This window comes from Methylophilus sp. E2MeOHC9, from assembly GCF_058744375.1.
Genome location: NZ_CP196024.1, coordinates 2,061,782 through 2,083,139, shown reverse-complemented (window position 1 = coordinate 2,083,139; position 21,358 = coordinate 2,061,782). Strand labels below are relative to the sequence as shown.

Sequence of the window (21,358 nt, the reverse complement as noted above, 5' to 3'; positions counted from 1 at the left end):
ATTAAGTATTGGCGACAATAAACGCTTTAACCGCATCTACACTGGCATCCATCACGGTAGATTTCTGCGGCAAGTCCTCGAGGCCATTCAGGCTGGCTGGGCGCTCGGGGGCTTCGCCCAGTGCTTCTACGATCGCATCTTCAAACTTGGCTGGTAGCGCAGTTTCCAGCACTAACATAGGCACTTGCGGATTGCGTTTTTCCAGCGCGACTTTCAGCCCATCGGCGGTATGTGTATCTATCGTCACGCCATATTTCTCTTTGGTGGCACGAATGGTTTGCAGGCGGTGAGCATGATGACTGCTGCCAGACACGAAGCCGAAATCAGCCACCTGGGCAAAGTAGCCATCGGCATTTAAGTCAAACTTGCCGCCATGGTCCACCGCCGTCCATAACTCACGCACGCGTGCACTATCCTGCCCTACCAGGTCATACACAAAGCGCTCAAAGTTTGAGGCTTTGCTGATATCCATAGAGGGGCTGGAAGTATGGTAGGTATTGGCTGAACCGCGCGGGGCATATACGCCAGTCTTGAAGAACTCATCCAGCACATCGTTTTCGTTGGTTGCCACAATGAGTTGGTCAATCGGCAAACCCATCATGCGCGCAATATGGCCGGCACAGACGTTACCAAAATTACCGCTAGGCACAGTAAAACTGACTTTCTGGCGATTATCCTGAGTGACCGCCAGGTAGCCTTTGAAGTAATAGACGATCTGCGCGGCAATACGACCCCAGTTGATGGAGTTCACGGCGCCGATTTTATACTGCGCCTTAAAAGCATGGTCATTGGACACGGCTTTAACGATATCCTGCGCATCATCGAATACGCCCTTGACGGCAATATTGAAAATATTGTCATCTTGCAGGCTGAACATTTGCGCCGTCTGGAAACGACTCATCTTCTGGTATGGCGACAGCATGAATACACGCACGCCTTTTTTACCGCGCATGGCGTATTCGGCAGCAGAGCCGGTATCACCAGAGGTCGCACCCAGAATATTGGTGGTCTGGCCGGTTTTGGCCAATACGTATTCAAACAGGTTTCCCAGCAACTGCATGGCCATGTCTTTAAAGGCCAGGGTTGGGCCATTGGACAGGCTTAACAGGTAGAGATTTTCTTCCAGCTTTTGTGTAGGAGTGATGTCCTCGGCAGATTGCCCGGCACGTGCATACCCATATACTTCTGCCCGGTAGGTTTTATCGATGATCGCCTTGAGGTCAGCGTGCGGAATATCACTGTTATCTACCAGGCGCGACAAAATGGCAAACGCCAGTTCACGGTAATTCATGCTGCGCATGGCGGTTAAGTCGGCGTCGCTGAATTGCGGATATTGCTCAGGCAAATACAGGCCACCATCTGGCGCCAGGCCACCCAGCAAGATTTCACTAAAAGTTAGAGCAGGCGATTGCCCGCGTGTGCTGATATATTTCATTGATTATTAACCATCTGGCTTAAACATTCTGTTGCGTAATTCATCATCTTGTCTGATACACCGGTATCCACCAGTGCACCAGGCTCGTTGCCAATGCGAATAAAGTCTTGCATATCTTGCTGGCTCAAATTGCTGGAGAGTTTTTTTGCCGTGCAGCCGCAATACTCTTCTGTATTAAGGACTGCGCCAGGTTTTTCTTTCGCACCGTCCATGCAACCCTTGTAAATAATCCGGTCAAACATCTGAGCCAAATTAGAGTTGTTGGCCATGCAATAACTAGCAGCCTCACTCTGTTTCTGTTGGAGGCTAGCTTCATCGCGTTTTAAAAACATCTGCTTCAACTCAACATCGGTGAGATTATCCAGAAATCGATCCGCCGCGCATTGGCAAAATTGATCTTTATTGAGGCCGCTTAACTCTTTACTACTTGCAATCTCTGCATTACACCGTTTAACGCTGACGTCTTTAAAGTTGGCACGGGCTTTCTGCATGTGTTCCTCTGCCTGCAAAGCACCTGCCCCCAGTAAACAGGTCACTAGCAAGGTATACCGAATGCTGTTTAACATCATCCACTTCCTATTATTAGTATTATCGGTTAAGTTCTTCGATACGGATTTTTGTGACTTTTCCTGTAATCACGGGTAATGCCTCTATCGCGTGAATCGCAGCATCCATGGTTTTTTCCTGCGTGGTATGCGTCAGGATGATGATATCGGCTTCAGCTTCGCCTTCTTGCGGCTCTTTTTGCAGCATGGCATCAATAGAGATCGTCAAATCAGCCAGGATCTTGGTCACCTCCGCCATCACGCCCGGCTTGTCTGATGCACGCAAGCGCAAGTAATAACCGGAGTGTACTTCAGCAATCGGCAGCACCGGCAACGCCTGCTGCTGATCCAGTTGATAACCGAGGAAAGCCACGCGTTGCTCAGCAGTGGTGCCTTGCAGGCGCGCGATATCCACCAGGTCAGCAACGACTGCGCTGGCGGTTGGCTCAGCACCAGCACCGGCGCCGTAGTATAACGTTGGTCCAACAGCATCGCCTTTGACCACAACGGCGTTCATCGCCCCATCCACATTGGCAATCAGACGTTTTTCCGGAATCAGGGTTGGATGCACACGTAACTCCACACCTGCTTCTGTCTTTTTACTGATGCCCAGTAACTTGATGCGATAACCTAACTCTTGCGCGTACTGGATATCCTGGCTAGTCAGCTTTGTGATACCTTCAGTGTAAGCCTGTTCAAACTGCATAGGCGTGCCAAAAGCGATGCTGGCCATGATGGTCAGTTTATGCGCGGCATCAATGCCTTCCACATCAAAGGTCGGGTCTGCTTCGGCATAACCCAGGCGTTGCGCTTCTTTCAGCACGTCGGCAAAAGCCAGGCCTTTGTCGCGCATTTCGGTCAGAATAAAGTTGGTTGTACCATTGATAATGCCAGCTACCCATTCAATCTTGTTAGCACTCAGGCCTTCACGCAGTGCCTTGATGATAGGAATACCACCCGCTACCGCCGCTTCAAATGCAACAATCACGCCCTTTTCAGCCGCGGCTTTGAAAATCTCGTTACCGTGTACGGCGAGCAAAGCCTTGTTGGCGGTGACCACGTGTTTGCCATTGGCGATCGCTTTTAACACCAGCTCTTTGGCGATGGTATAACCACCGATCAGCTCGACCACGACATCAACCTCAGGGTTACTCACCACTGCAAACGCATCATCAGTCACCGCTACCTGGCCGCCAGTGACTTGTTTTGCTAGCTCCAGATTACGGTCTGCTACCTGCACGATGCGGATATTGCCGCCAATGCGGCGTGCGATCTCTGACTGGTTGCGCGTAATCACGGCATATGTGCCGCCGCCTACAGTCCCAATGCCTAACAACCCTACTTTTAGTTCTTTCATATCCACATTCTATAACTTAGTCACACTTTAAATGAATCATCAGCACGTGGTGGCACGTGCTACTTTGTATGTTTCTTGCGGTAGCCATCCAGGTAACGCCCAATACGCGTCATTGCTTCTGTCAGGTCATCCACATTGGGCAAGAACACCACCCTGAAATGGTCAGGCGACGGCCAGTTAAAGCCAGTGCCTTGCACCAGCAATACTTTTTCTTCCAGCAATAGATCCAGGATAAATTGCTGATCGTCCTGAATCGGGTAGATTTTGGGATCCAGCCTGGGGAACAAATACATGGCCGCTTGCGGCTTGACACAGCTGACGCCTGGCAAGGCGGTCAACATGTCATACGCGAGGTCGCGCTGTTTGCATAAACGTCCGCTAGGAGCCACCAGGTCATTGATGCTCTGGTAGCCACCCAATGCTGTCTGAATCGCCAACTGCCCGGGCACATTGGCACATAGGCGCATGGAGGCCAGCATATTCAGGCCTTCGATGTAATCTTTGGCAGGCTTTTTGTCACCGGAGATAATCATCCAGCCTGAACGATAGCCACAGGCCCGGTAGTTTTTTGAAAGCCCGTTGAATGTCACGAACAAGACATCATCTGCCAGTGATGCAATCGACGTATGCGTGTTACCGTCGTACAGCACCTTGTCATAAATTTCATCGGCGAAAATCACCAGGCCATGGTGCCGTGCAATCTCGATAATACCTTCCAGGATTTCTCTTGGATACAAAGCACCGGTCGGGTTGTTCGGGTTAATAATGACAATACCTTTGGTATTGGCAGTGATCTTGTTTTCAATATCTTTCAGGTCTGGCAACCAGCCCGATTGCTCATCGCAAATATAATGGCGTGCACTGCCGCCAGCCAGATTCACCGCCGCCGTCCACAAAGGATAATCCGGCATCGGGATCAATACCTGATCGCCGTTGTTCAACAGGCCCTGCATGGCCATCACGATCAGTTCAGATACGCCATTACCGATGATGATGTCGTCTATGGTGACGCCTTCGATATTCTTTTGCTGGGTGTAATGCATGATGGCTTTACGCGCGGCAAACAAGCCTTTGGAATCGGTGTAGCCAGAGGCCTGATCCATGTTGTGAATCACGTCCTGCACGATTTCTTCCGGCGCATTGAAACCGAATGGCATCGGGTTACCGATGTTCAGCTTGATAATGCGTTGTCCGTCCTCTTCCATCTGGCGCGCACGTTGTAAAACGGGGCCGCGGATGTCATAACAAACATTGCTGAGTTTATTGGATTTATTGACTGGCTGCATACACTGTTAACAAACACATTTAGCGTGTGTTAAGCTCTTAAAGTAAAACTTTCATTCTACCTGCAAACCCTTGCTTCATCAATGAACGGCACGACCAGATCATGGTCTAGTGAGGCAGATATATTGTTTTATTTTTGAATGTTTAGAGATGAGCACGACGCATGAAATTACACCTGCATAAAAGCGAGCAGCAATACCAGATTAATGGCGTAGATAGCCAAGCCATCACCATCAATCAGCAGCCATATACGCAATCCCTGATTATCAGCGACGACGCGCTCAGCACAGACTGGTTCAACGGTGCGTGGGAAACGCTGGATGCACAGGCACTGCAGGCAATCCTGGCATTCACACCGGAGGTGGTGTTATTAGGCACAGGTGACAAGCAACGCTTTGTGCACCCCAAACATCTCCAGTCATTCCTGGCTGCACATATAGCGGTCGAATGCATGACGACAGCAGCGGCTTGCCGCACCTTCAATATCCTGACGGCAGAAGGCCGTAAAGTCGTAGGGGCGTTATTGCTTGAAAAACATATCACCTCAGCGTGAGGCCGCCGCTACAGTGTTCAGCGTCACTGTAGCCTAAACCTCACTGAGGTTTCAAAGTTACCGAGGTTTAAAAGTCACTGGGGGTTCAAAGTCACTGAGGCTTCAAAGTCACTAGCACTTCATCCGCAGTGATCCGCAAATCCGTAGGCTGGTAATGCGTGCCGCCATATACCAGCTCGTCCGGCTTCACTTCATACAACACCAGTTGATTCAACCACTTACCGCCCATGTCTTTGGCCATCTGTTGCAGCATGCCATTCCATTCGCTATTAGCGCCATCCAGTTGAATCGCATCTACCGTAGGTTGATCCAGGATCACCGCATTACGCGCCGCATCAAATTTGAGCAAGCCTGACAAACTCGCTTTGCCAGTGGCGGTGTTGGCTAATAACTCACTGCCGATGCTGGCATCCATGGTGGTATGAATCCTGCCCGATGCCGGGTCAAGCGTGACCAGTGCGTTGGATAACTGCACATGAAACACCTTCATTACTTTGAATGGCTTAGCCAGCTTGCTATTCAGCTTTTGCTGGATCTGGCTGGCATTCATCCTGACCGTGCGTTCACCCATCATGGTGGCGCACTGGCTAAGCAACAGGACAGCTAGCAGTGCTGAGAAAATAGTTTTAAAAAGACGCATTTGTAAGCCTTATTTAACACTTGCAACATTCATCAAAAATTGACATTTGCTCCATCTGGCTGCGGTAACATACCGCCCGATGCGTAAAAATGACACGATACATTTCGGCCTGCGTGCGCCGATCACTTTCAGTAAATCCGGCTTAACACGAGCCAGCATTACGCAATTGGGATTCACCCTGGTCGAACTGGTGATAGTAATGCTGATCATGTCAGTGCTGGCAGTTACCGCTTACGCGCACTTCTCAAAAACCGACACGCAGGCCAGGCTGGCTTCCTTGCAGTCATTCAAAGCCACTGTATTATCTGTCGCCGCTATGGCCAAAGGCATGTGTATCTCAGATCCACAATGCGATATCGATCAATACCAGACCACCACTTCTACCACCATAGAAGGCATACCCATTTTATTTACAGGCAGATACCCGGTTGGGTTGGCCCCTGATGGTAGCGGCGGCTTAAACCAATTGATGATGCCTGGTAAATTTACGATCCAGCCTGCCCTTTCAGACACCAACCGTGCCACTTACTTTCTGGCAGGCGCGCATGACGAGAATCATTGCAAGCTGGAATATAACATCACTTCGGCGCCTTCAAACCCATCAGTATTATCCGTCACCATAGACAGCAGCGGCTGTTAAGAAAATCCTGCCACTGGCAAAAACCGGAACTGCAAAAGAAAAATGTGCTCCTGGAACCAGGAACACATTTTGGATGCTCACAACAGATGACTAACGTTTTTTGTAACTACAGATTTTTTGTAGAAAGTGTCAGTGTGGCGTTAGTGCCACCAAAGCCAAAGCTGTTTGACAATGCCGTTTCAACTTTAGCGGATGCAATTGGCTGACGCACAATATTCAAGCCTTCCGCTGCCGGATCCAGGTTATCAATATTGGCAGAAGCAGCAATAAAGCCATGCTGCATCATCAACAAGGTGTAAATCGCTTCATTGACGCCCGCAGCGCCCAATGCATGACCAGACAATGATTTGGTCGAAGCGATGGCAGCTTTGCTATCGCCAAACACTGTGCGGATAGCCTCAAGCTCTTTGGTATCACCAACCGGCGTGCTGGTACCATGGGTATTGATGTAATCAATGTCATTGATGTCCAACCCTTGCAGCGCCTGCTGCATACAGCGCACCGCGCCTTCACCGCTTGGTGCCACCATGTCATAACCATCCGACGTTGCACCATAGCCAACCACTTCGGCATAGATATGCGCGCCACGCGCTTTGGCATGTTCATACTCTTCGAGCACCACGATGCCACCACCCCCTGAAATCACAAAGCCGTCACGGTCAGCATCATAGGTACGCGACGCTTTATCAGGCGTTTCGTTATATTTGCTGGAGAGTGCGCCCATGGCATCAAACAGGTAGCTCATGGTCCAGTGTTCTTCTTCGCCACCACCGGCAAACACGATATCCTGCTTGTTCAGCTGGATCTGTTCCACGCCCGCACCGATACAGTGTGCACTAGTAGAACACGCTGAGCTGATGCCGTAATTCACGCCTTTGATTTTAGCGCCGGTCGCCAGGCAGGCGACAATACCGCTGCTCATGGTTTTGGTCACCATATAAGGGCCGACCCGGCGTATGCCTTTTTCTGCCAGCGTATTGGTACCTTCAAGCATACTCTCGGTCGATGTACCACCGGCACCGACAATCAGGCCAGTGCGCACATTGGAAACCAGGTCTTCCGGCAGCTTGGCGTCAGCAATCGCTTCTTGCATTGCCAACCAGGCATAGGCATGCCCTTTCGCCATAAAACGCAATAATTTGCGATCTATCAGCGCCTCGACATCCAGATTTTTAATAGAGCCGGCCACATGCGAACGCAAACCGCGCTCGGCATATTCCGGTTGATAGGTAATGCCTGAACGGCCTGCTTTCAGGCTGTCCAGCACTTCCTGTTTGTTATTACCAAGACTTGATACGATACCAAATCCTGTAATCACTACGCGACGCATTGCGCCTCCTTAGACTTCAATACTATAGGCTTCATCACTATGAACGACTTCTAGAAATTATCCGTGGTGGTGAATAAACCAACACGCAAATCACTAGCATTATAAATCTCACGGCCATCAATTTCCATCCTTGCATCCGCAATACCCATCACTAATTTACGCATGATCACACGCTTCAAATCAATGTGGTAGCGGATCATTTTAGCGGTGGGCAATACCTGGCCGGTAAATTTGACTTCACCTGACCCCAATGCGCGACCACGACCCAGGCCACCTTTCCAGCCCAGGAAAAAACCAACCAGTTGCCACATGGCATCCAGGCCTAAACAGCCAGGCATGACCGGGTCACCGGTAAAATGACATTGGAAAAACCATAAGTCAGGGCTGATATCCAGTTCTGCAATAATCTCGCCCTGCCCGTATCTACCGCCTTCATCAGATATTTTAACGATCCGGTCAAACATCAACATGGGTGGTAAAGGCAGTTGTGCATTCCCTTCACCAAACATCTCACCCCGACCACAGGCCAATAGTTCTTCTTTACTGAAACTGCTTTTGCCAGACACCAAATTCTTGGACATGTAATTTTAATTTTTTGGATAAAACAATATTTTCGCCGGAAATCGCGTTTAGTCAAAGCTTTTTGTCAGCCCAACAATATACAGACCTGTATACTTTTAAATAAAACCCAGGTAAGATTCCCTAAATTGTTACGGAATTTTACATATTGAGAAATATCGTTTCATAAGGGTTTGGGCGATAATCTGCGACAAATGGCTGTTAAGAAATTACAATTTAGTTACAATTAACTTTCAAAAAATTATATTACGTCAGGAAATCAGCAATGCATGATCAACAACTAGCCGATTGGCGAGTACACGCGTTAAAACTTGAATCAGAAGTCAATAAAGTGGTGGTCGGCCAGGAAAGCCCGGTACGTTTGATTACGACTGCAGTGTTTGCCCGTGGTCATGTATTACTTGAAGGTGATGTCGGGGTCGGCAAGACGACATTGTTGCGCGCATTCACCCGCGGCATTGGTGGCGGTTACCAGCGGATTGAAGGCACCATCGACCTGATGCCGAATGACCTGGTCTATCACACCTATCTGGGCGAAGACGGCAAACCACATGTGAGCCCGGGCCCGTTGCTGATGTCCGGCCAGGATTTGTCCATCTTCTTCTTTAACGAGATCAACCGTGCCCGCCCGCAAGTACACTCGCTGATGCTGCGCGTGATGGCTGAACGGACGCTGACGGCTTTTAACAAAGAACATTATTTCCCGCACATGCTGGTATTCGCTGACCGTAACCAGGTGGAAAGAGAAGAAACTTTTGATATCCCATCAGCAGCGCGTGACCGCTTTATGATGGAGATCCCGATCGTAGTGCCACCGGCACACGACATTATGGAATCTCTGATTTTTGATACGCGCTTCCATGATGTAGATCAGTTGATCAGCAATGTAGACGCGGATGTCTTGAAATTTGACCAGCTGAACAGTTTTGCCAAAGTCATCCAGGAAAACATTTCTGCCAGCCCTGCCCTGCGCAAATATGCCTTGAACCTGTGGTTAGCCACCAAAGACCCGCTGGCTTACGGCATCAAGGTCTCCAATGTGGACATGAAGCGCCTGGTATTGTCTGGCGCCAGCCCGCGCGGCATGGGTATGCTGCTGCGTGCGGCCCGTGTCAACGCCTGGTTGAACGAACGCGATGCGGTGATCCCGGAAGATATCCATGCCGTGTTCCATGAAACCATCGCTCACCGTCTGGTGTTCAGCCCGGTATACGAAATGCGCCGCACGGAAATCGCGCGTGAAATGCTGTCCGGCATCATCAATGCCGTCTCTGCGCCTTAATGCTCGCCTGAACTGACCGCATTCTATGGATTACATCAAGGAATTCAGCTACCACATCAGCTGGCGCTCACGCTCCCGCCGTCCTGGTCGCCATAAAAGTAACCAGCGCGGCATGGGCATGGAGTTTCGTGGGCACACCACTTTACTTTCTTACCCCGATCCGCGCCGTATCGATATCCGCCAGACCATCCGCGACCCGATGGAGCAGGTATATGTGCGCATTTTCAACCAGAAAAGTGCAACGCCGGTGTTTGTGATGTGTGATTTGTCGGGGTCCATGCAATATGGTGTACCGCATACCAAACTGACCACAGCAGCGGAAATCACGCGTTCGGTGGCGCAATCCGCGACCCGTAATGGCGATCCGGTGGCCTTTGTAGGGTTTGATGATGAGCTGCGCGATGAATGGCTGAGCACGCTTTCTGCCAGGCCGCACAGCATGCTGGAACTGGCCGACCGCCTGGAAAACCACTTGCCGAGTGAAGTCGGTGCCGGTGCCTTGATCCACAGCGCACGCTTGCTGCCACGCGAACGTGCATTGATTTTCCTGGTATCCGACTTTCACATGCCGCTCGAGCACCTGGAAGAAACCCTCTTGCTGATGCTACGCCACCACATTGTGCCAGTAGTGTTATGGAACAGCACCGAATACAAGGACCTGCCGGAGTTCGGCATCACCAGCATTAACGATCCGGAAACCGGCGAACGCCGCACGCTGTTCCTGCGGGCTTCCTACCGGCAGCGCATCCTGGATACCTTTGCCGCCAGACGCAAGGCCATCGAAGATATATTTATGAAATTTGATATGCAGCCATTTTTTGTGGAAGACACGTTTGACGCAGACCTGCTGTCCGACTACTTCCATCAATATGTGACTGTCTGAGGAATACGATTGATGAAAGCGCCTAAATTCCTGTTCACCTGCTTATTCCTGGCTGTATTAGTCTCGGCGGCACTACCCGTGAATGCCGATGTGACCTTGCCAAACGTAGATAATAAATTTGTCACGGTCAAGGAAATCAACCCGACCCGTGATGCTGGCTATGTGGTCGGTGACAAACTTGAACGCACCATTATCCTGACCGTTAAAAAGCCCTATGAACTGATCCGTGAATCTTTACCGATTGTCGGTTACGAGCACCGCTATCGCGGCCAGGTCTCAGGCGTTGAACTGGCTGGCATCAGTGTGGAAGATGAAACCTTCTCAGACCGCAGCGTGCATACCATCCACCTGGTTTACCAGGTATTCAAGTCCGGACGAGTGGTCAAGCCTGCCATCCTGCGCGGTGAGATCGTCAAGCTGCGCCATAATGGCAAAACAGAATTGCGTCAATTACGCTTCCCGTCCTTCAATTTCAGGACTTCACCGCTGTCTGTCTATGGTGAAGTCAATCTCAAGAGTGAAATGAGCCCGCTAATCACACCTTTCACACTGAGCACAGCTAAAGAAGAGCAAGTATTAAAAATAGCGGCTGGCGTGCTGGCGCTCAGCCTGCTTGGTTTGCTGTATATCATGGGCGCTCACACCTGGTTACCACGCATGGGTGGTGCCTTTGCCAAGGCTTATCGCAAAGTAGGCAAACTGCCTGACACTGAGGAAGGCCTGCAACAAGCCATAGGCGTGGTCCACCAGGCTATACAGCAGGTAGCCGGGCACAGCGTATTCGGCAACAATGTAGCGCAATTCACACAGGAAAAACCTGCCTACCAACCTGCCAGGGCTGAGATTGAGCGTTTCTTCAACCTCTCCCGACAGGTGTTTTTTGATTCCAAAACCTCGCTGGAACTTGGCATGCCTGCCAAACAATGGCTGCGCACGTTTTGCCGCCATATGCGTGATTGCGAACGCGGCCTGACGCCAGATGTGCAAGCTGACTTGAAACCAGGGGCGAAATAGCATCATGGCATTTAATCACCCCTGGATATTGTGGGCGTTACCACTGGCATTGCTGCCATTACTGCTGGAACGCTCGCACAGCAAACATTATTCGTGGATAGGCCTGCTACCACCTGACCCTTTATCGAGCTTGATAGGACTTTTATTAAAAGCGCTGGCAGCACTCAGCATCCTGTTTGTGATCTTAGGGCTTGCAGGCCCGCACACGCTGGAGCAAAAGGCACTGCGTACCGGCATAGGCGCCCAGATCGGCCTGGTACTCGACCGTAGCGCCAGTATGGATGATGCTTTTGTCGGCGATAAGGACGGTCACATTGGTGAAACCAAATCTGTCGCCGCCGCCCGCATCATTACCAACTTCATCAAAGGCCGCCGCAATGACATGATGGGCGTCATCACTTTCAGTAACTCGGCCATGTATGTGTTACCACTCACCGAGAACAAAGAAGCCGTGCTTTCAGCAGTGCAGGCCACCGCCGGCAACTCGTTGTTCCAGACGAATATTGGCGGCGGTTTAACCAGTGCGGTGGAGTTATTTAAAGATGTGCCTGACTCAGGTTCACGCGCCATCATCCTGATTTCGGATGGTGCCGGGCGTGTCAGCGATATGGTGCAGCAGAAACTGCGTGACTGGCTGCAACGCTATAACATCGGCCTGTACTGGATCGTATTGCGCCAGCCGGGCGGCATCACCATTTTCGACCCCAAATATACTGAAAGTGGCTATGACGGCCATATGCCGACAGAAGTATTGTTATACCAGTACTTCCAGACCCTGCGCACGCCTTTCAATGCTTATGAAGCTTCGGACCCGAAGTCGCTGGAAACCGCGATTGCGGACATTAACAGCAAAGAAAAAAAACCGATTCAATATATGGAAAAAATCCCCGGCCATGATTACACCAATGTGTGTTACTGGATTGCAGTCGTCATGATTGCTTTCCTGCTGGCAGTTAAATATCTGGAGATCAACACATGGCGCTCAGCGTAAAAAAACTGGTCATCGGCCTGATCGTGGTGGCCGTGGCTGCCACAGTCACCATGGCTTACACCTGGCAACGTATTCAACAGGCCAAGGCATTCAATGAAGCCATCACCACTGCGAAAACGCCACAAACTGACCAGCAAAGTTTTGAGGCCAAATATGCAGTGGCCTACTGGCTGGCAAAAAACGAGCGTTACAAAGAGGCCACTTTGTTATTTGCCAAGCTGATAGACGGCACCACGGCTGTGCAACGCGCAGCCATCTTGCATAACATCGGCAATATGTTTTTCCTCAAGGCGATTCAAGTCACCGGCGGCAACGACAATAACACGCGTGATGAAGTGGAATACCTGTTAACCCAGGCCATGACCTCATATAAGAGCGCCCTGAAAGCAGATAACAACCACTGGGGCACACGCCGCAACTATGACCGTGTGCTGAGCCTGCTGCCTGAAAAACCAACACCTGGGGTTGGCGAATCTGACAATCCTGGCCTGATCATGGGCAACATCCCCAATGGTTTGCCTTAACCGCATGCCTGACCGCTTGCACTTTATAAACTGAAAAGTATGAATATCTGGCTCAGACGTTTTATCAAACATCGCGACTCTGTTTTGCTGGGGCTGGCGCTGCTATTCCTGCTGGGCGCTATTTTGCGGCCCAGCATCCCGTTTAAACATAATATTTATACTTATTTTCTGGTGGCGGATATTTCCCAGAGTATGAATACCTCGGACATGACTATCCGTGGCAAAAAAGTCACGCGCCTGGCCTATATGCAAAACATGATGCATGAAGTGGTGGGCTCCCTGCCCTGCGGTACCAAAGTCAGTATCGGGCTGTTTGCGGGTAACTCTGTCGCCGCCATGTATTCGCCGATAGAAATTTGTAAAAACTTTGCCGCCATCCAGGATACGATAGACCATCTCGACTGGCGCATGGCCTGGTCCGGCAACAGCCGCTTGCGGGAGAGCCTGTTTGTCACCGCCAAAGTGGTGCGCGGCTTATCAGAACCTGCGCAAGTGGTGTATTTTACCGATGGTGAAGAAGCGCCCAAGCTGCATGCATTCAATACCAAAAACCTGGAAGAGTTTCAGGGCGGAGATGACTGGATATTTGTGGGCATAGGCACTGAAGAAGGTGATGCCATCCCTAAACTCAGTGAAGATAACCAGGTGATCGGTTACTGGTCGAACGAGAGCTTTGCCATGCAACCGGGTATTGCGCAAATTTCGGAAAGTACCTTGGGTGTGCGCGACGATAATGTAGCTGGTGAGAACGACCGCTATATCTCCAAAATGGCGGCTGAATACATGCAAAGCCTGACACAGGAGATCGGTGCCAAATACATTAAGGGTGATAGCAGTTACGCCGTGTTGCAAGCCATGAAAACACAAAAGCCAGCCCGACGTGATATTGCTCCGTTGCCATTAGGCTGGTTGTTCGCCACCCTGGGCGGATTATGTATCGTCGGCACCTATGCCAGCCGCCATCCGCTGCGCCAGATCAAACAGAACCTCAAGATTTATCATCATGAGATCAGGTCCAGGCTATTTAACCGCAGTGAGGCCGTTGCGCACGACAACCATTTTCAATAAATTTTGTTAACGCCTGATTTACCTCGGACATCCTAGGCCAGTGATGCAGGCACATCATGAAGGAAGCACGCAATCAGTTATTAAGTGAGATGAAGTGCAAGTCGCACGGCACGCAGAAACCGGAATGTACTTGAGTACTTGAGTACTTGAGGGTTTTTAGTACCGTGCTACGCAACCATTCGCTCACTGAATGACTTATTCGGGCTTCCAGGATAAGGACCATGAAAAATCACTGGCTCAAGCTCTGGCTTAAACATCGCGACACTTTCTTGCTGACATTGGCTTTGCTCTGTTTACTGGGGGCGATCCTGGTCCCTACGATTCCGATCAAGCGCAACGTCCACACCTATTTCCTGATTGCCGACGTGACACAGAGCATGAACGCCAAGGATATGTCGCTGAATGGGCGCTCAGTCAGCCGTTTGGACTATACCAAGCGCATGATGCATGAGATCGTGGCGCAACTGCCCTGCCACACCCGCCTCAGCATAGGTTTGTTCGCCGGGGATGCAGTCGCAGCACTGTATACGCCATTGCAAGTATGCCAGCACTTTTCTGCCATCCATGAAACCATAGACCACCTGGATTGGCGCATGGCGTGGACAGGCAACAGCCAACTGCGCGAGAGCCTGGCGATCACGGCCAAACTGCTGCGCCAAATGCCGGAAGCCACCAAAGCGGTGTATTTTACCGATGGGGATGAAGCGCCACTGCTGCATGCGTTCAATACGCGCAACCTGAGGGATTTTCAGGGAGGTGACGGCTGGTTTTTTGTCGGCATCGGCTCAGATAAGGGCACGGGCATTCCAAAACTAACAGAAGAAAACCAGATGATAGGCTACTGGTCGAATGAAAGTTTCGCCGTACAGCCCAATATTGCGCAGGTGACTGCCAGCAAAAGTAGCGGCCGCGATGACAGTGTGGCGCTCTCTGAGTACGACCGCTTTATTTCCAAGCGTGATGGCCCTTACTTGCAAAAACTGGCGCATGAGATCGGTGCACAATATATCGCCGGGGATGATACTTATGAGGTGTTGCAAACCATACAATCCCACAAATCACCGCGCCATGAAGTCGTGCCCTTTTCTATCGCCTGGATATTGTCCACACTTGCCGGCCTGTGTTTGCTGGCGGCCAGCATCCACCGTGAGTCCATACGCCAGTTCAAGCATACTTTCGGGCTGTATCGCAAACAGGTGAAATCCAGATTCTTTGCGCGCAGTGACTCGGTCGCGCACGACAATCACTTTCAGTGATGTCGCATCGTTTATTCGCGCAGGCCCCAGGTGAGCCAGACACGCAAAGCTTTTTGCGATGCGGTATCCGCATGATCAAACAAGATCAGTACGCGGGTTGGTCGCAGCCAGTGCCATAATTTGTGACCTGACAGATGCATCTCTTTTTCTGAAGCCTCAGGCTGTAATTCCAGGTAATCGATATGCAAAACCATTAGGCGATGATGTACGACGCTATCTGGCAGCACCTGGATCAGCCAACGCTGATCCGACCTATCCGTCACTGTCATCGTGCCAAATACATCGACACTAAGCGATTGCGGACTACCTTGCCAGCGGGTGGCGGCCAGCTGTGTCCATTGCCAGGCACAGGCAATCACGTAGATGGCCTGCCCTGTGATCGCCCACAATAGCGGCAAAGAAACCCAAAGGCTCAGCACGACCGCCATTGAAAATACCAGCCACCACCCCCATAAAAATTTAGAGGAATGAAAGCGCAATACAATTTCAGTTGGTAGAATAGGTTTTTTCATCAAGTCTGCATGCAGTCGATTGATAACACATCATTCGCGCTCCACAGGAAGGTCTTTTATGTCCAGCGCTACATGGCAACAATTCTTAATTTCACAGGGTGCACAATTCAATGAGTCAGGTGAAGCGACGTTTATTTCACCTGATGCACCTGCATCCGGACAGTTATTTGACCTGTCCACCCATGGCCTGATCGCGGTCAGCGGTGCGGATGCCCTGACGTTTCTGCAAGGCCAGTTCACCAATGATATTAAACTGGTACAACAGGCAGCGCAATTCACCGGCTACTGTACGGCAAAAGGCCGCTTGCTGGCACTGTTCTATGCCTTCAGTATCAATGAGGTCATCTACCTGCAATGCCCGCGCACATTAATTCCGGAGTTGGTCAAACGCTTGCGCATGTTCGTCATGCGCAGCAAAGTCGTGGTAGAAGATGTCAGTGAGCAGTTTGTCGCGCTGGGGCTTGCCAGTGCGGATTCCGCAGCGCATATCCAGCACCTGCCACTCCATCCGCACCACAGCAGCCAAACGCCTTTGGGCACCTTGATCCGCTTACCAGACAGCCACGGAAAACAGCGTGCGCAGTTAATCATTGAAATCGCCCAGGCAGAACAAGCCTGGAAAACCCTGGCCGCTACCTTCACCCCAACAGATAGCCAGCAATGGGATGCGCTGGAAATCCAGGCGGGTATCCCGCAAGTGTACAAATCGACCCAGGAGAAATTTGTGCCACAAATGGTGAACCTGGATGCGCTGGATGGCATCAATTTTAAGAAGGGCTGCTATACCGGCCAGGAGATCGTGGCGCGTACGCATTACCTGGGTAAGGTAAAACGCCGGACCCAATTAGCGACTTTACCTGACACCGCCACTGCACCTACGGTAGGCGATACGTTATTGGATGCTAAACAGCAGGAAGCCGGCCAGTTGGTGCGTGTCGCTCCCAACAAACAAGGCGGCTGGTGGGTGCTGGCAGAATGCAGGCTGGAAGCTCAGGCTGCCGGGAGCATTTACTGGCAGGAGTATGCATTAGGCTTTTCAGACTTGCCTTATGCGTTGGCATAACGCAATGCACTGTTAAAAATAATGGCGCTTAGAGCGCCATTATTTTTTTGTGACATGCAAGTATCAGTGCTTAATCAGGTACCGCAGTTGGTGCAGGAGGCATGACTGTATCCTTAGGCGGCGTTGCAGTGATGACACTGGCTGGCGCCGCTGGGTTAGGATTCTTGCGCTGCATGACCTGGTAAAACACTTCGTCCTGCTTGATCATCCCTAATTCACTGCGTGCACGTTCTTCTACCGCAGATTGACCCTGTTTCAAATCGCGTACTTCAGCGCGCAATGTCTCATTCCGCTGGCGGTAATAGTCATTGCGCTTTTCGTGCGCTTCGATCTGCTGCGAATACTGCCAGACACGAGACCAACTGCCTTTGCCCAACCACAATGGATATTGCAGCAGGGCAATCAGGACAATGAAGATCACAGTCAGTTTGCGCACATCGGCCTATTGCGGTGATGGACCCGGTTACTTGAATAACTGGTAGAAGGCTGACAAACCAGCGTAGCTAGTGGCATCACCCAATTCTTCTTCAATACGCAGCAACTGGTTGTACTTGGCGATACGCTCGGACCGGCATAGGGAACCCGTTTTGATTTGCAAAGCATTGGTTGCGACAGAGATATCGGCAATGGTGGTATCTTCTGTTTCGCCAGAGCGGTGAGAAACGACAGCTGTGTAGTTTGCACGCTTCGCCATCTCAATCGTCTGGAAAGTCTCAGTCAAGGTACCGATCTGGTTGACTTTAATCAGCACAGAGTTAGCCACACCCTTCTGGATGCCTTCACGCAGGATTTTCGGGTTGGTCACAAACAGGTCATCACCTACCAGCTGGGTGGTTTTACCCAGGCGTTTTGTCAGCAGATCCCAACCTGCCCAGTCGAATTCGTCCATGCCATCTTCGATGGTGATGATAGGGTATTTGCCAGCCAAAGTAGCCAGGTAATCAGTGAACTCAGCTGAAGTCAACGAAGCGCCTTCTGATTCCAGGTGGTATTTACCATCTTTGTAGAACTCGGTACTCGCGCAATCCAGGCCCAGGTAGATATCTTTACCTGGCTCGTAACCTGCCGCTTCAATTGATTCCATAATCAATTGCAGCGCAGATTCATTAGATGGCAGGTTAGGTGCAAAACCACCCTCATCACCCACGGTAGTCGCCAAACCTTTGTCATGCAGTGTTTTTTTCAAAGCATGGAAGATTTCAGCACCGGCACGCAAGGCTTCGCGGAAAGTTGGCAAGCCAGCCGGCACAATCATGAACTCCTGGATGTCCACAGAGTTATCAGCATGTGCGCCACCGTTGATGATGTTCATCATAGGTGTTGGCAATTGCATGAAGGCAGAACCACCCAGGTAGCGATACAGCGGCAAACCACTTTCTTCAGCTGCAGCACGGGCACAAGCCATAGAAACACCCAGGATCGCATTCGCACCCAGACGGTCTTTGTTATCTGTGCCATCCAGCTCAATCAGTGTTCTGTCGATAAAGCTTTGCTCTTCAGCATCCAAGCCCAAAATGGCTTCGGTGATTTCTGTATTGACGTTTTCAACAGCAGTTAACACACCTTTGCCCAAATAACGGCTTTTGTCCCCATCACGTAACTCTACCGCTTCTTTTGCACCGGTAGACGCGCCTGAAGGCACTGCAGCACGACCGATCACGCCACTTTCCAGCAATACATCAACCTCTACGGTCGGATTGCCGCGAGAATCCATAATCTCGCGGGCGATAATATCTACAATTGCGCTCATACTATTTTCCTTATGTTTTTTAACCTAAAACTTTACGAATCACTGTGATACATGATGTATGGCATGGGTTAAAGCGTTTGCTCCGCAAACCCTGCTTTTTTCACTAATTTGTCCAGATCCACCAGCAGATGCAATAAATCTTCCATCTTGCCTAATGGCCAGGCGTTAGGGCCATCTGAAAGTGCCTGGCTTGGGTCTGGATGGGTTTCCATAAACACGCCGGCGATGCCACTGGCCACCGCTGCACGTGCCAGCACTGGCACAAATTCACGTTGGCCACCGCTTTTTTCGCCCTGCCCGCCTGGTTGCTGCACTGAGTGCGTGGCATCAAATACTACCGGGCAATTGGTTTCGCGCATGATGGCCAGGCCACGCATGTCTGAAACCAGGGTGTTATAGCCAAAAGACGCGCCGCGCTCACAGACCATAATATTATCCACGCCGCCATTGGCTTCTTTGGCTTTGTTGACGACCTGTTTCATGTCGCCGGGCGCCAGGAACTGGCCTTTTTTGATATTGACCGGTTTGCCGGATTGCGCACAGGCGACGATAAAGTCAGTCTGGCGGCACAAGAAAGCCGGTGTTTGCAGCACATCGACCACGGCGGCCACATGCGGCACCTGTGCTTCGGTATGCACGTCAGTCAAAATAGGCACATTCAGTTGCGCACGCACGTCATCCAGGATACGCAGGCCTTCATCCATACCAAAGCCGCGGAAGGTTTTGGTAGAACTGCGATTGGCCTTGTCATAAGACGATTTATAGATAAAAGGCACGCCCACGCGTGCCGCCATCTCTTTTAACTGGCCGGCGGTATCAACCGCCATTTGTTTGGACTCAATGACACAAGGCCCTGCAATGATAAACAGGGGATGTTCCAGACCCACCTCAAAACCACATAACTTCATGATGTTCCTTGTTTTCTTGATTTAGACGTTATTTTTGCTTTTTTGGGCCAGCGCCGCTTGCACATAGGCTTTAAACAAAGGGTGGCCCTGTCTTGGGTTGGAAGTGAACTCAGGGTGGAACTGGCAAGCCACAAACCACGGATGCTCGGTCTGCGGTAACTCAATCATTTCACACAACTCTTCACGTGGCGTACGTGCTGAAACCACCAGGCCAGCCGCTTTTAATTGATCGACATAATGGTTGTTGACTTCATAACGGTGACGGTGACGCTCGTTGACTTCACTACCGTAAATACTGGCCGCCAGCGTATCAGGCTCGATTGGTGAGACTTGTGCGCCCAGGCGCATCGTACCGCCCAGGTCTGAATGCTCATCACGCTTCTCGATCTTGCCGGTGGCGTCTTGCCACTCATCGATGAGGCCGATCAGCTTGTGTTCAGTCGCCGGGTTGAATTCGGTGCTGTTGGCATCTTTTAAACCGGCTACGTTACGCGCGAATTCAATCACAGCTAACTGCATGCCCAGACAGATGCCCAGGTAAGGTACTTTGTTTTCACGCGCAAACTGGATCGCCTTGATCTTGCCTTCAGTCCCGCGCACGCCAAAACCGCCAGGGATCAGGATGGCATCCATACTATTTAACGCATCGGTGCCTGATTTCTCGATATCTTCACTGTCGATATAGTGGATTTTGACTTTGGATTCAGTGTGTATGCCCGCGTGTATCAACGCTTCGGTCAATGATTTATACGATTCGGTCAGGTCAACATACTTGCCGACAAACGCAATATCTACTTGCGCTTTAGGGTTGGCTACCGCATAGGTGATCTTCTGCCAGGCAGACAGATCGGCAGCTTTAGCCAGGATATTCAATTTGTGACAGACGATTTCGTCCATCATCTGCTCATGCAGCAAGCCAGGGATCTTGTAAATGGAATCGCTATCAATCGCACTGATCACCGCCTCAAAAGGCACATTGGTGAACAAGGCAATCTTGCGTTTTTCATCTTCCGGGATTTCACGCTCAGCGCGGCACAACAGGATATCCGGCTGGATACCGATTTCGCGCAGCTCTTTCACTGAGTGCTGGGTTGGTTTGGTTTTCAACTCGCCCGCAGTCGGGATCCAGGGCAATAGGGTCAAATGCACATAGCAGGCGTTGTTCTTGCCTTCTTCAAAACCCATCTGGCGGATCGCTTCCAGAAACGGCAAGGACTCGATATCACCTACCGTGCCGCCGACTTCCACAATCGCGACATCAGCGCCTTCGGCACCGCGTTTAATGTGGGATTTGATTTCGTCGGTAATGTGCGGGATCACCTGTACAGTTTTACCCAGGTATTCACCGCGACGCTCTTTCTTGATCACGGTTTCATAAATCTGGCCAGTGGTGAAGTTGTTGCGCTTGGACATCTTGCTGCTGATAAAGCGCTCGTAATGCCCTAAGTCCAGGTCAGTTTCCGCACCATCATCGGTGACAAACACTTCACCGTGCTGGAATGGCGACATGGTGCCTGGGTCAACGTTGATATAAGGGTCAAGCTTGAGCATGGTCACTTTAATGCCACGCGATTCGAGAATAGCGCCCAGACTAGCCGCTGCGATACCTTTTCCAAGAGAAGAAACTACACCGCCGGTTACGAATACATATTTGGTCATGGATGAGGTACTTTGAGATTGTTGCAGACGGGAGAACATTTTACCGTAAACCCCCCTCGCCCACAATGAAGCAAAGGGATAAAAT

The 21,358-nt window shown here is 50.8% G+C and carries 22 protein-coding genes; 10 read left to right on the top strand and 12 right to left on the bottom strand.

Going from position 1 to position 21,358, the window contains the following annotated elements; genetic code table 11:
- Nucleotide 1: 1 nt before the first annotated feature.
- From thrC to ACSSVF_RS10070, 4 genes are all read right to left on the bottom strand, one after another.
- Nucleotides 2-1,435: a threonine synthase gene (thrC, locus tag ACSSVF_RS10085; protein WP_492403281.1), complete on the bottom strand. Its 1,434-nt coding sequence runs from the start codon at nt 1,433-1,435 to the stop codon at nt 2-4.
- The gene (locus ACSSVF_RS10080) at nt 1,432-1,926 is read right to left on the bottom strand and encodes a hypothetical protein (RefSeq protein WP_492403280.1); all 495 of its coding nucleotides are present in this window, start codon (nt 1,924-1,926) and stop codon (nt 1,432-1,434) included. The genes thrC and ACSSVF_RS10080 overlap by 4 nt, the downstream gene beginning before the upstream one ends.
- A 97-nt stretch (nt 1,927-2,023) precedes the next feature.
- Entirely contained in the window at nt 2,024-3,337 is a 1,314-nt protein-coding gene (locus tag ACSSVF_RS10075) for a homoserine dehydrogenase (protein ID WP_492403278.1), read from the bottom strand.
- A gap of 59 nt (nt 3,338-3,396) precedes the next feature.
- Nucleotides 3,397-4,623, bottom strand: coding sequence for a pyridoxal phosphate-dependent aminotransferase (locus ACSSVF_RS10070; protein ID WP_492403277.1), 1,227 nt, complete (start codon nt 4,621-4,623; stop codon nt 3,397-3,399).
- A 161-nt stretch (nt 4,624-4,784) separates the two neighbouring features.
- Here ACSSVF_RS10070 and ACSSVF_RS10065 point away from each other — a divergent pair, with 161 nt between their 5' ends.
- Nucleotides 4,785-5,174: an Mth938-like domain-containing protein gene (locus tag ACSSVF_RS10065; RefSeq protein ID WP_492403275.1), complete on the top strand. Its 390-nt coding sequence runs from the start codon at nt 4,785-4,787 to the stop codon at nt 5,172-5,174.
- Between the two features lie 91 nt (nt 5,175-5,265).
- On the opposite strand, the gene ACSSVF_RS10060 is transcribed toward ACSSVF_RS10065, so the two are convergent.
- On the bottom strand, nt 5,266-5,814 hold the full coding sequence (locus ACSSVF_RS10060; protein ID WP_492403273.1) for a DUF1439 domain-containing protein: 549 nt from the start codon (nt 5,812-5,814) through the stop codon (nt 5,266-5,268).
- Nucleotides 5,815-5,893: 79 nt separating this feature from the next.
- Here ACSSVF_RS10060 and ACSSVF_RS10055 point away from each other — a divergent pair, with 79 nt between their 5' ends.
- Nucleotides 5,894-6,454: a prepilin-type N-terminal cleavage/methylation domain-containing protein gene (locus ACSSVF_RS10055; protein WP_492403272.1), complete on the top strand. Its 561-nt coding sequence runs from the start codon at nt 5,894-5,896 to the stop codon at nt 6,452-6,454.
- Nucleotides 6,455-6,560: 106 nt separating this feature from the next.
- On the opposite strand, the gene fabB is transcribed toward ACSSVF_RS10055, so the two are convergent.
- The gene (fabB, locus tag ACSSVF_RS10050; RefSeq protein ID WP_492403270.1) at nt 6,561-7,784 is read right to left on the bottom strand and encodes a beta-ketoacyl-ACP synthase I; all 1,224 of its coding nucleotides are present in this window, start codon (nt 7,782-7,784) and stop codon (nt 6,561-6,563) included.
- A gap of 50 nt (nt 7,785-7,834) precedes the next feature.
- Nucleotides 7,835-8,365, bottom strand: coding sequence for a 3-hydroxyacyl-[acyl-carrier-protein] dehydratase FabA (gene fabA / locus ACSSVF_RS10045; RefSeq protein ID WP_492403268.1), 531 nt, complete (start codon nt 8,363-8,365; stop codon nt 7,835-7,837).
- 263 nt (nt 8,366-8,628) lie between these two features.
- Here fabA and ACSSVF_RS10040 point away from each other — a divergent pair, with 263 nt between their 5' ends.
- The 7 genes from ACSSVF_RS10040 (at nt 8,629) to ACSSVF_RS10010 (ending at nt 15,381) form a co-directional block, all read left to right on the top strand.
- A complete protein-coding gene (locus tag ACSSVF_RS10040) occupies nt 8,629-9,645 on the top strand; it encodes an AAA family ATPase (RefSeq protein WP_442586647.1) in 1,017 nt (338 codons plus the stop codon).
- A gap of 25 nt (nt 9,646-9,670) precedes the next feature.
- Nucleotides 9,671-10,528, top strand: coding sequence for a DUF58 domain-containing protein (locus ACSSVF_RS10035; RefSeq protein WP_379029244.1), 858 nt, complete (start codon nt 9,671-9,673; stop codon nt 10,526-10,528).
- A gap of 12 nt (nt 10,529-10,540) precedes the next feature.
- Nucleotides 10,541-11,542, top strand: a complete 1,002-nt coding sequence (locus ACSSVF_RS10030; RefSeq protein WP_492403265.1) for a hypothetical protein — start codon at nt 10,541-10,543, stop codon at nt 11,540-11,542.
- Between the two features lie 4 nt (nt 11,543-11,546).
- Entirely contained in the window at nt 11,547-12,533 is a 987-nt protein-coding gene (locus ACSSVF_RS10025) for a vWA domain-containing protein (protein WP_492403263.1), read from the top strand.
- Entirely contained in the window at nt 12,518-13,057 is a 540-nt protein-coding gene (locus ACSSVF_RS10020; protein WP_492403261.1) for a hypothetical protein, read from the top strand. The genes ACSSVF_RS10025 and ACSSVF_RS10020 overlap by 16 nt, the downstream gene beginning before the upstream one ends.
- 39 nt (nt 13,058-13,096) lie before the next feature.
- Nucleotides 13,097-14,125 (top strand): vWA domain-containing protein, encoded by a 1,029-nt coding sequence (locus ACSSVF_RS10015; RefSeq protein WP_492403259.1) that lies wholly within the window; start codon nt 13,097-13,099, stop codon nt 14,123-14,125.
- A gap of 221 nt (nt 14,126-14,346) precedes the next feature.
- Nucleotides 14,347-15,381 (top strand): VWA domain-containing protein, encoded by a 1,035-nt coding sequence (locus tag ACSSVF_RS10010; protein WP_492403257.1) that lies wholly within the window; start codon nt 14,347-14,349, stop codon nt 15,379-15,381.
- Between the two features lie 11 nt (nt 15,382-15,392).
- Here the strand turns inward: ACSSVF_RS10010 and ACSSVF_RS10005 are convergent, their stop codons facing one another.
- Complete coding sequence (locus tag ACSSVF_RS10005; protein WP_492403256.1) at nt 15,393-15,893, bottom strand: hypothetical protein; 501 nt, start codon at nt 15,891-15,893, stop codon at nt 15,393-15,395.
- Between the two features lie 58 nt (nt 15,894-15,951).
- On the opposite strand from ACSSVF_RS10005, the gene ygfZ reads away from it, so the two are divergent.
- Nucleotides 15,952-16,956: a CAF17-like 4Fe-4S cluster assembly/insertion protein YgfZ gene (gene ygfZ, locus ACSSVF_RS10000; protein WP_492403255.1), complete on the top strand. Its 1,005-nt coding sequence runs from the start codon at nt 15,952-15,954 to the stop codon at nt 16,954-16,956.
- Between the two features lie 70 nt (nt 16,957-17,026).
- Here the strand turns inward: ygfZ and ftsB are convergent, their stop codons facing one another.
- The 4 genes from ftsB to pyrG form a co-directional block, all read right to left on the bottom strand.
- Nucleotides 17,027-17,392: a cell division protein FtsB gene (gene ftsB / locus ACSSVF_RS09995; RefSeq protein WP_492403253.1), complete on the bottom strand. Its 366-nt coding sequence runs from the start codon at nt 17,390-17,392 to the stop codon at nt 17,027-17,029.
- A gap of 27 nt (nt 17,393-17,419) precedes the next feature.
- Nucleotides 17,420-18,706 carry a phosphopyruvate hydratase gene (gene eno, locus ACSSVF_RS09990; protein WP_492403251.1) on the bottom strand — a complete coding sequence of 429 codons (1,287 nt, stop codon included), beginning with the start codon at nt 18,704-18,706 and terminating at the stop codon, nt 17,420-17,422.
- 68 nt (nt 18,707-18,774) lie between these two features.
- Complete coding sequence (gene kdsA, locus ACSSVF_RS09985; RefSeq protein WP_492403250.1) at nt 18,775-19,614, bottom strand: 3-deoxy-8-phosphooctulonate synthase; 840 nt, start codon at nt 19,612-19,614, stop codon at nt 18,775-18,777.
- Nucleotides 19,615-19,635: 21 nt separating this feature from the next.
- The gene (gene pyrG / locus ACSSVF_RS09980; RefSeq protein ID WP_492403248.1) at nt 19,636-21,273 is read right to left on the bottom strand and encodes a CTP synthase; all 1,638 of its coding nucleotides are present in this window, start codon (nt 21,271-21,273) and stop codon (nt 19,636-19,638) included.
- Nucleotides 21,274-21,358: the final 85 nt, after the last annotated feature.

Coding starts and splice junctions, on each gene's coding strand:
- thrC (WP_492403281.1), bottom strand. CDS start 1,435: ATGAAATATATCAGCACACGCGGGCAATCGCCTGCTCTAACTTTTAGT.
- ACSSVF_RS10080 (WP_492403280.1), bottom strand. CDS start 1,926: ATGCAGAAAGCCCGTGCCAACTTTAAAGACGTCAGCGTTAAACGGTGT.
- ACSSVF_RS10075 (WP_492403278.1), bottom strand. CDS start 3,337: ATGAAAGAACTAAAAGTAGGGTTGTTAGGCATTGGGACTGTAGGCGGC.
- ACSSVF_RS10070 (WP_492403277.1), bottom strand. CDS start 4,623: ATGCAGCCAGTCAATAAATCCAATAAACTCAGCAATGTTTGTTATGAC.
- ACSSVF_RS10065 (WP_492403275.1), top strand. CDS start 4,785: ATGAAATTACACCTGCATAAAAGCGAGCAGCAATACCAGATTAATGGC.
- ACSSVF_RS10060 (WP_492403273.1), bottom strand. CDS start 5,814: ATGCGTCTTTTTAAAACTATTTTCTCAGCACTGCTAGCTGTCCTGTTG.
- ACSSVF_RS10055 (WP_492403272.1), top strand. CDS start 5,894: ATGCGTAAAAATGACACGATACATTTCGGCCTGCGTGCGCCGATCACT.
- fabB (WP_492403270.1), bottom strand. CDS start 7,784: ATGCGTCGCGTAGTGATTACAGGATTTGGTATCGTATCAAGTCTTGGT.
- fabA (WP_492403268.1), bottom strand. CDS start 8,365: ATGTCCAAGAATTTGGTGTCTGGCAAAAGCAGTTTCAGTAAAGAAGAA.
- ACSSVF_RS10040 (WP_442586647.1), top strand. CDS start 8,629: ATGCATGATCAACAACTAGCCGATTGGCGAGTACACGCGTTAAAACTT.
- ACSSVF_RS10035 (WP_379029244.1), top strand. CDS start 9,671: ATGGATTACATCAAGGAATTCAGCTACCACATCAGCTGGCGCTCACGC.
- ACSSVF_RS10030 (WP_492403265.1), top strand. CDS start 10,541: ATGAAAGCGCCTAAATTCCTGTTCACCTGCTTATTCCTGGCTGTATTA.
- ACSSVF_RS10025 (WP_492403263.1), top strand. CDS start 11,547: ATGGCATTTAATCACCCCTGGATATTGTGGGCGTTACCACTGGCATTG.
- ACSSVF_RS10020 (WP_492403261.1), top strand. CDS start 12,518: ATGGCGCTCAGCGTAAAAAAACTGGTCATCGGCCTGATCGTGGTGGCC.
- ACSSVF_RS10015 (WP_492403259.1), top strand. CDS start 13,097: ATGAATATCTGGCTCAGACGTTTTATCAAACATCGCGACTCTGTTTTG.
- ACSSVF_RS10010 (WP_492403257.1), top strand. CDS start 14,347: ATGAAAAATCACTGGCTCAAGCTCTGGCTTAAACATCGCGACACTTTC.
- ACSSVF_RS10005 (WP_492403256.1), bottom strand. CDS start 15,893: ATGAAAAAACCTATTCTACCAACTGAAATTGTATTGCGCTTTCATTCC.
- ygfZ (WP_492403255.1), top strand. CDS start 15,952: ATGTCCAGCGCTACATGGCAACAATTCTTAATTTCACAGGGTGCACAA.
- eno (WP_492403251.1), bottom strand. CDS start 18,706: ATGAGCGCAATTGTAGATATTATCGCCCGCGAGATTATGGATTCTCGC.
- kdsA (WP_492403250.1), bottom strand. CDS start 19,614: ATGAAGTTATGTGGTTTTGAGGTGGGTCTGGAACATCCCCTGTTTATC.
- pyrG (WP_492403248.1), bottom strand. CDS start 21,273: ATGACCAAATATGTATTCGTAACCGGCGGTGTAGTTTCTTCTCTTGGA.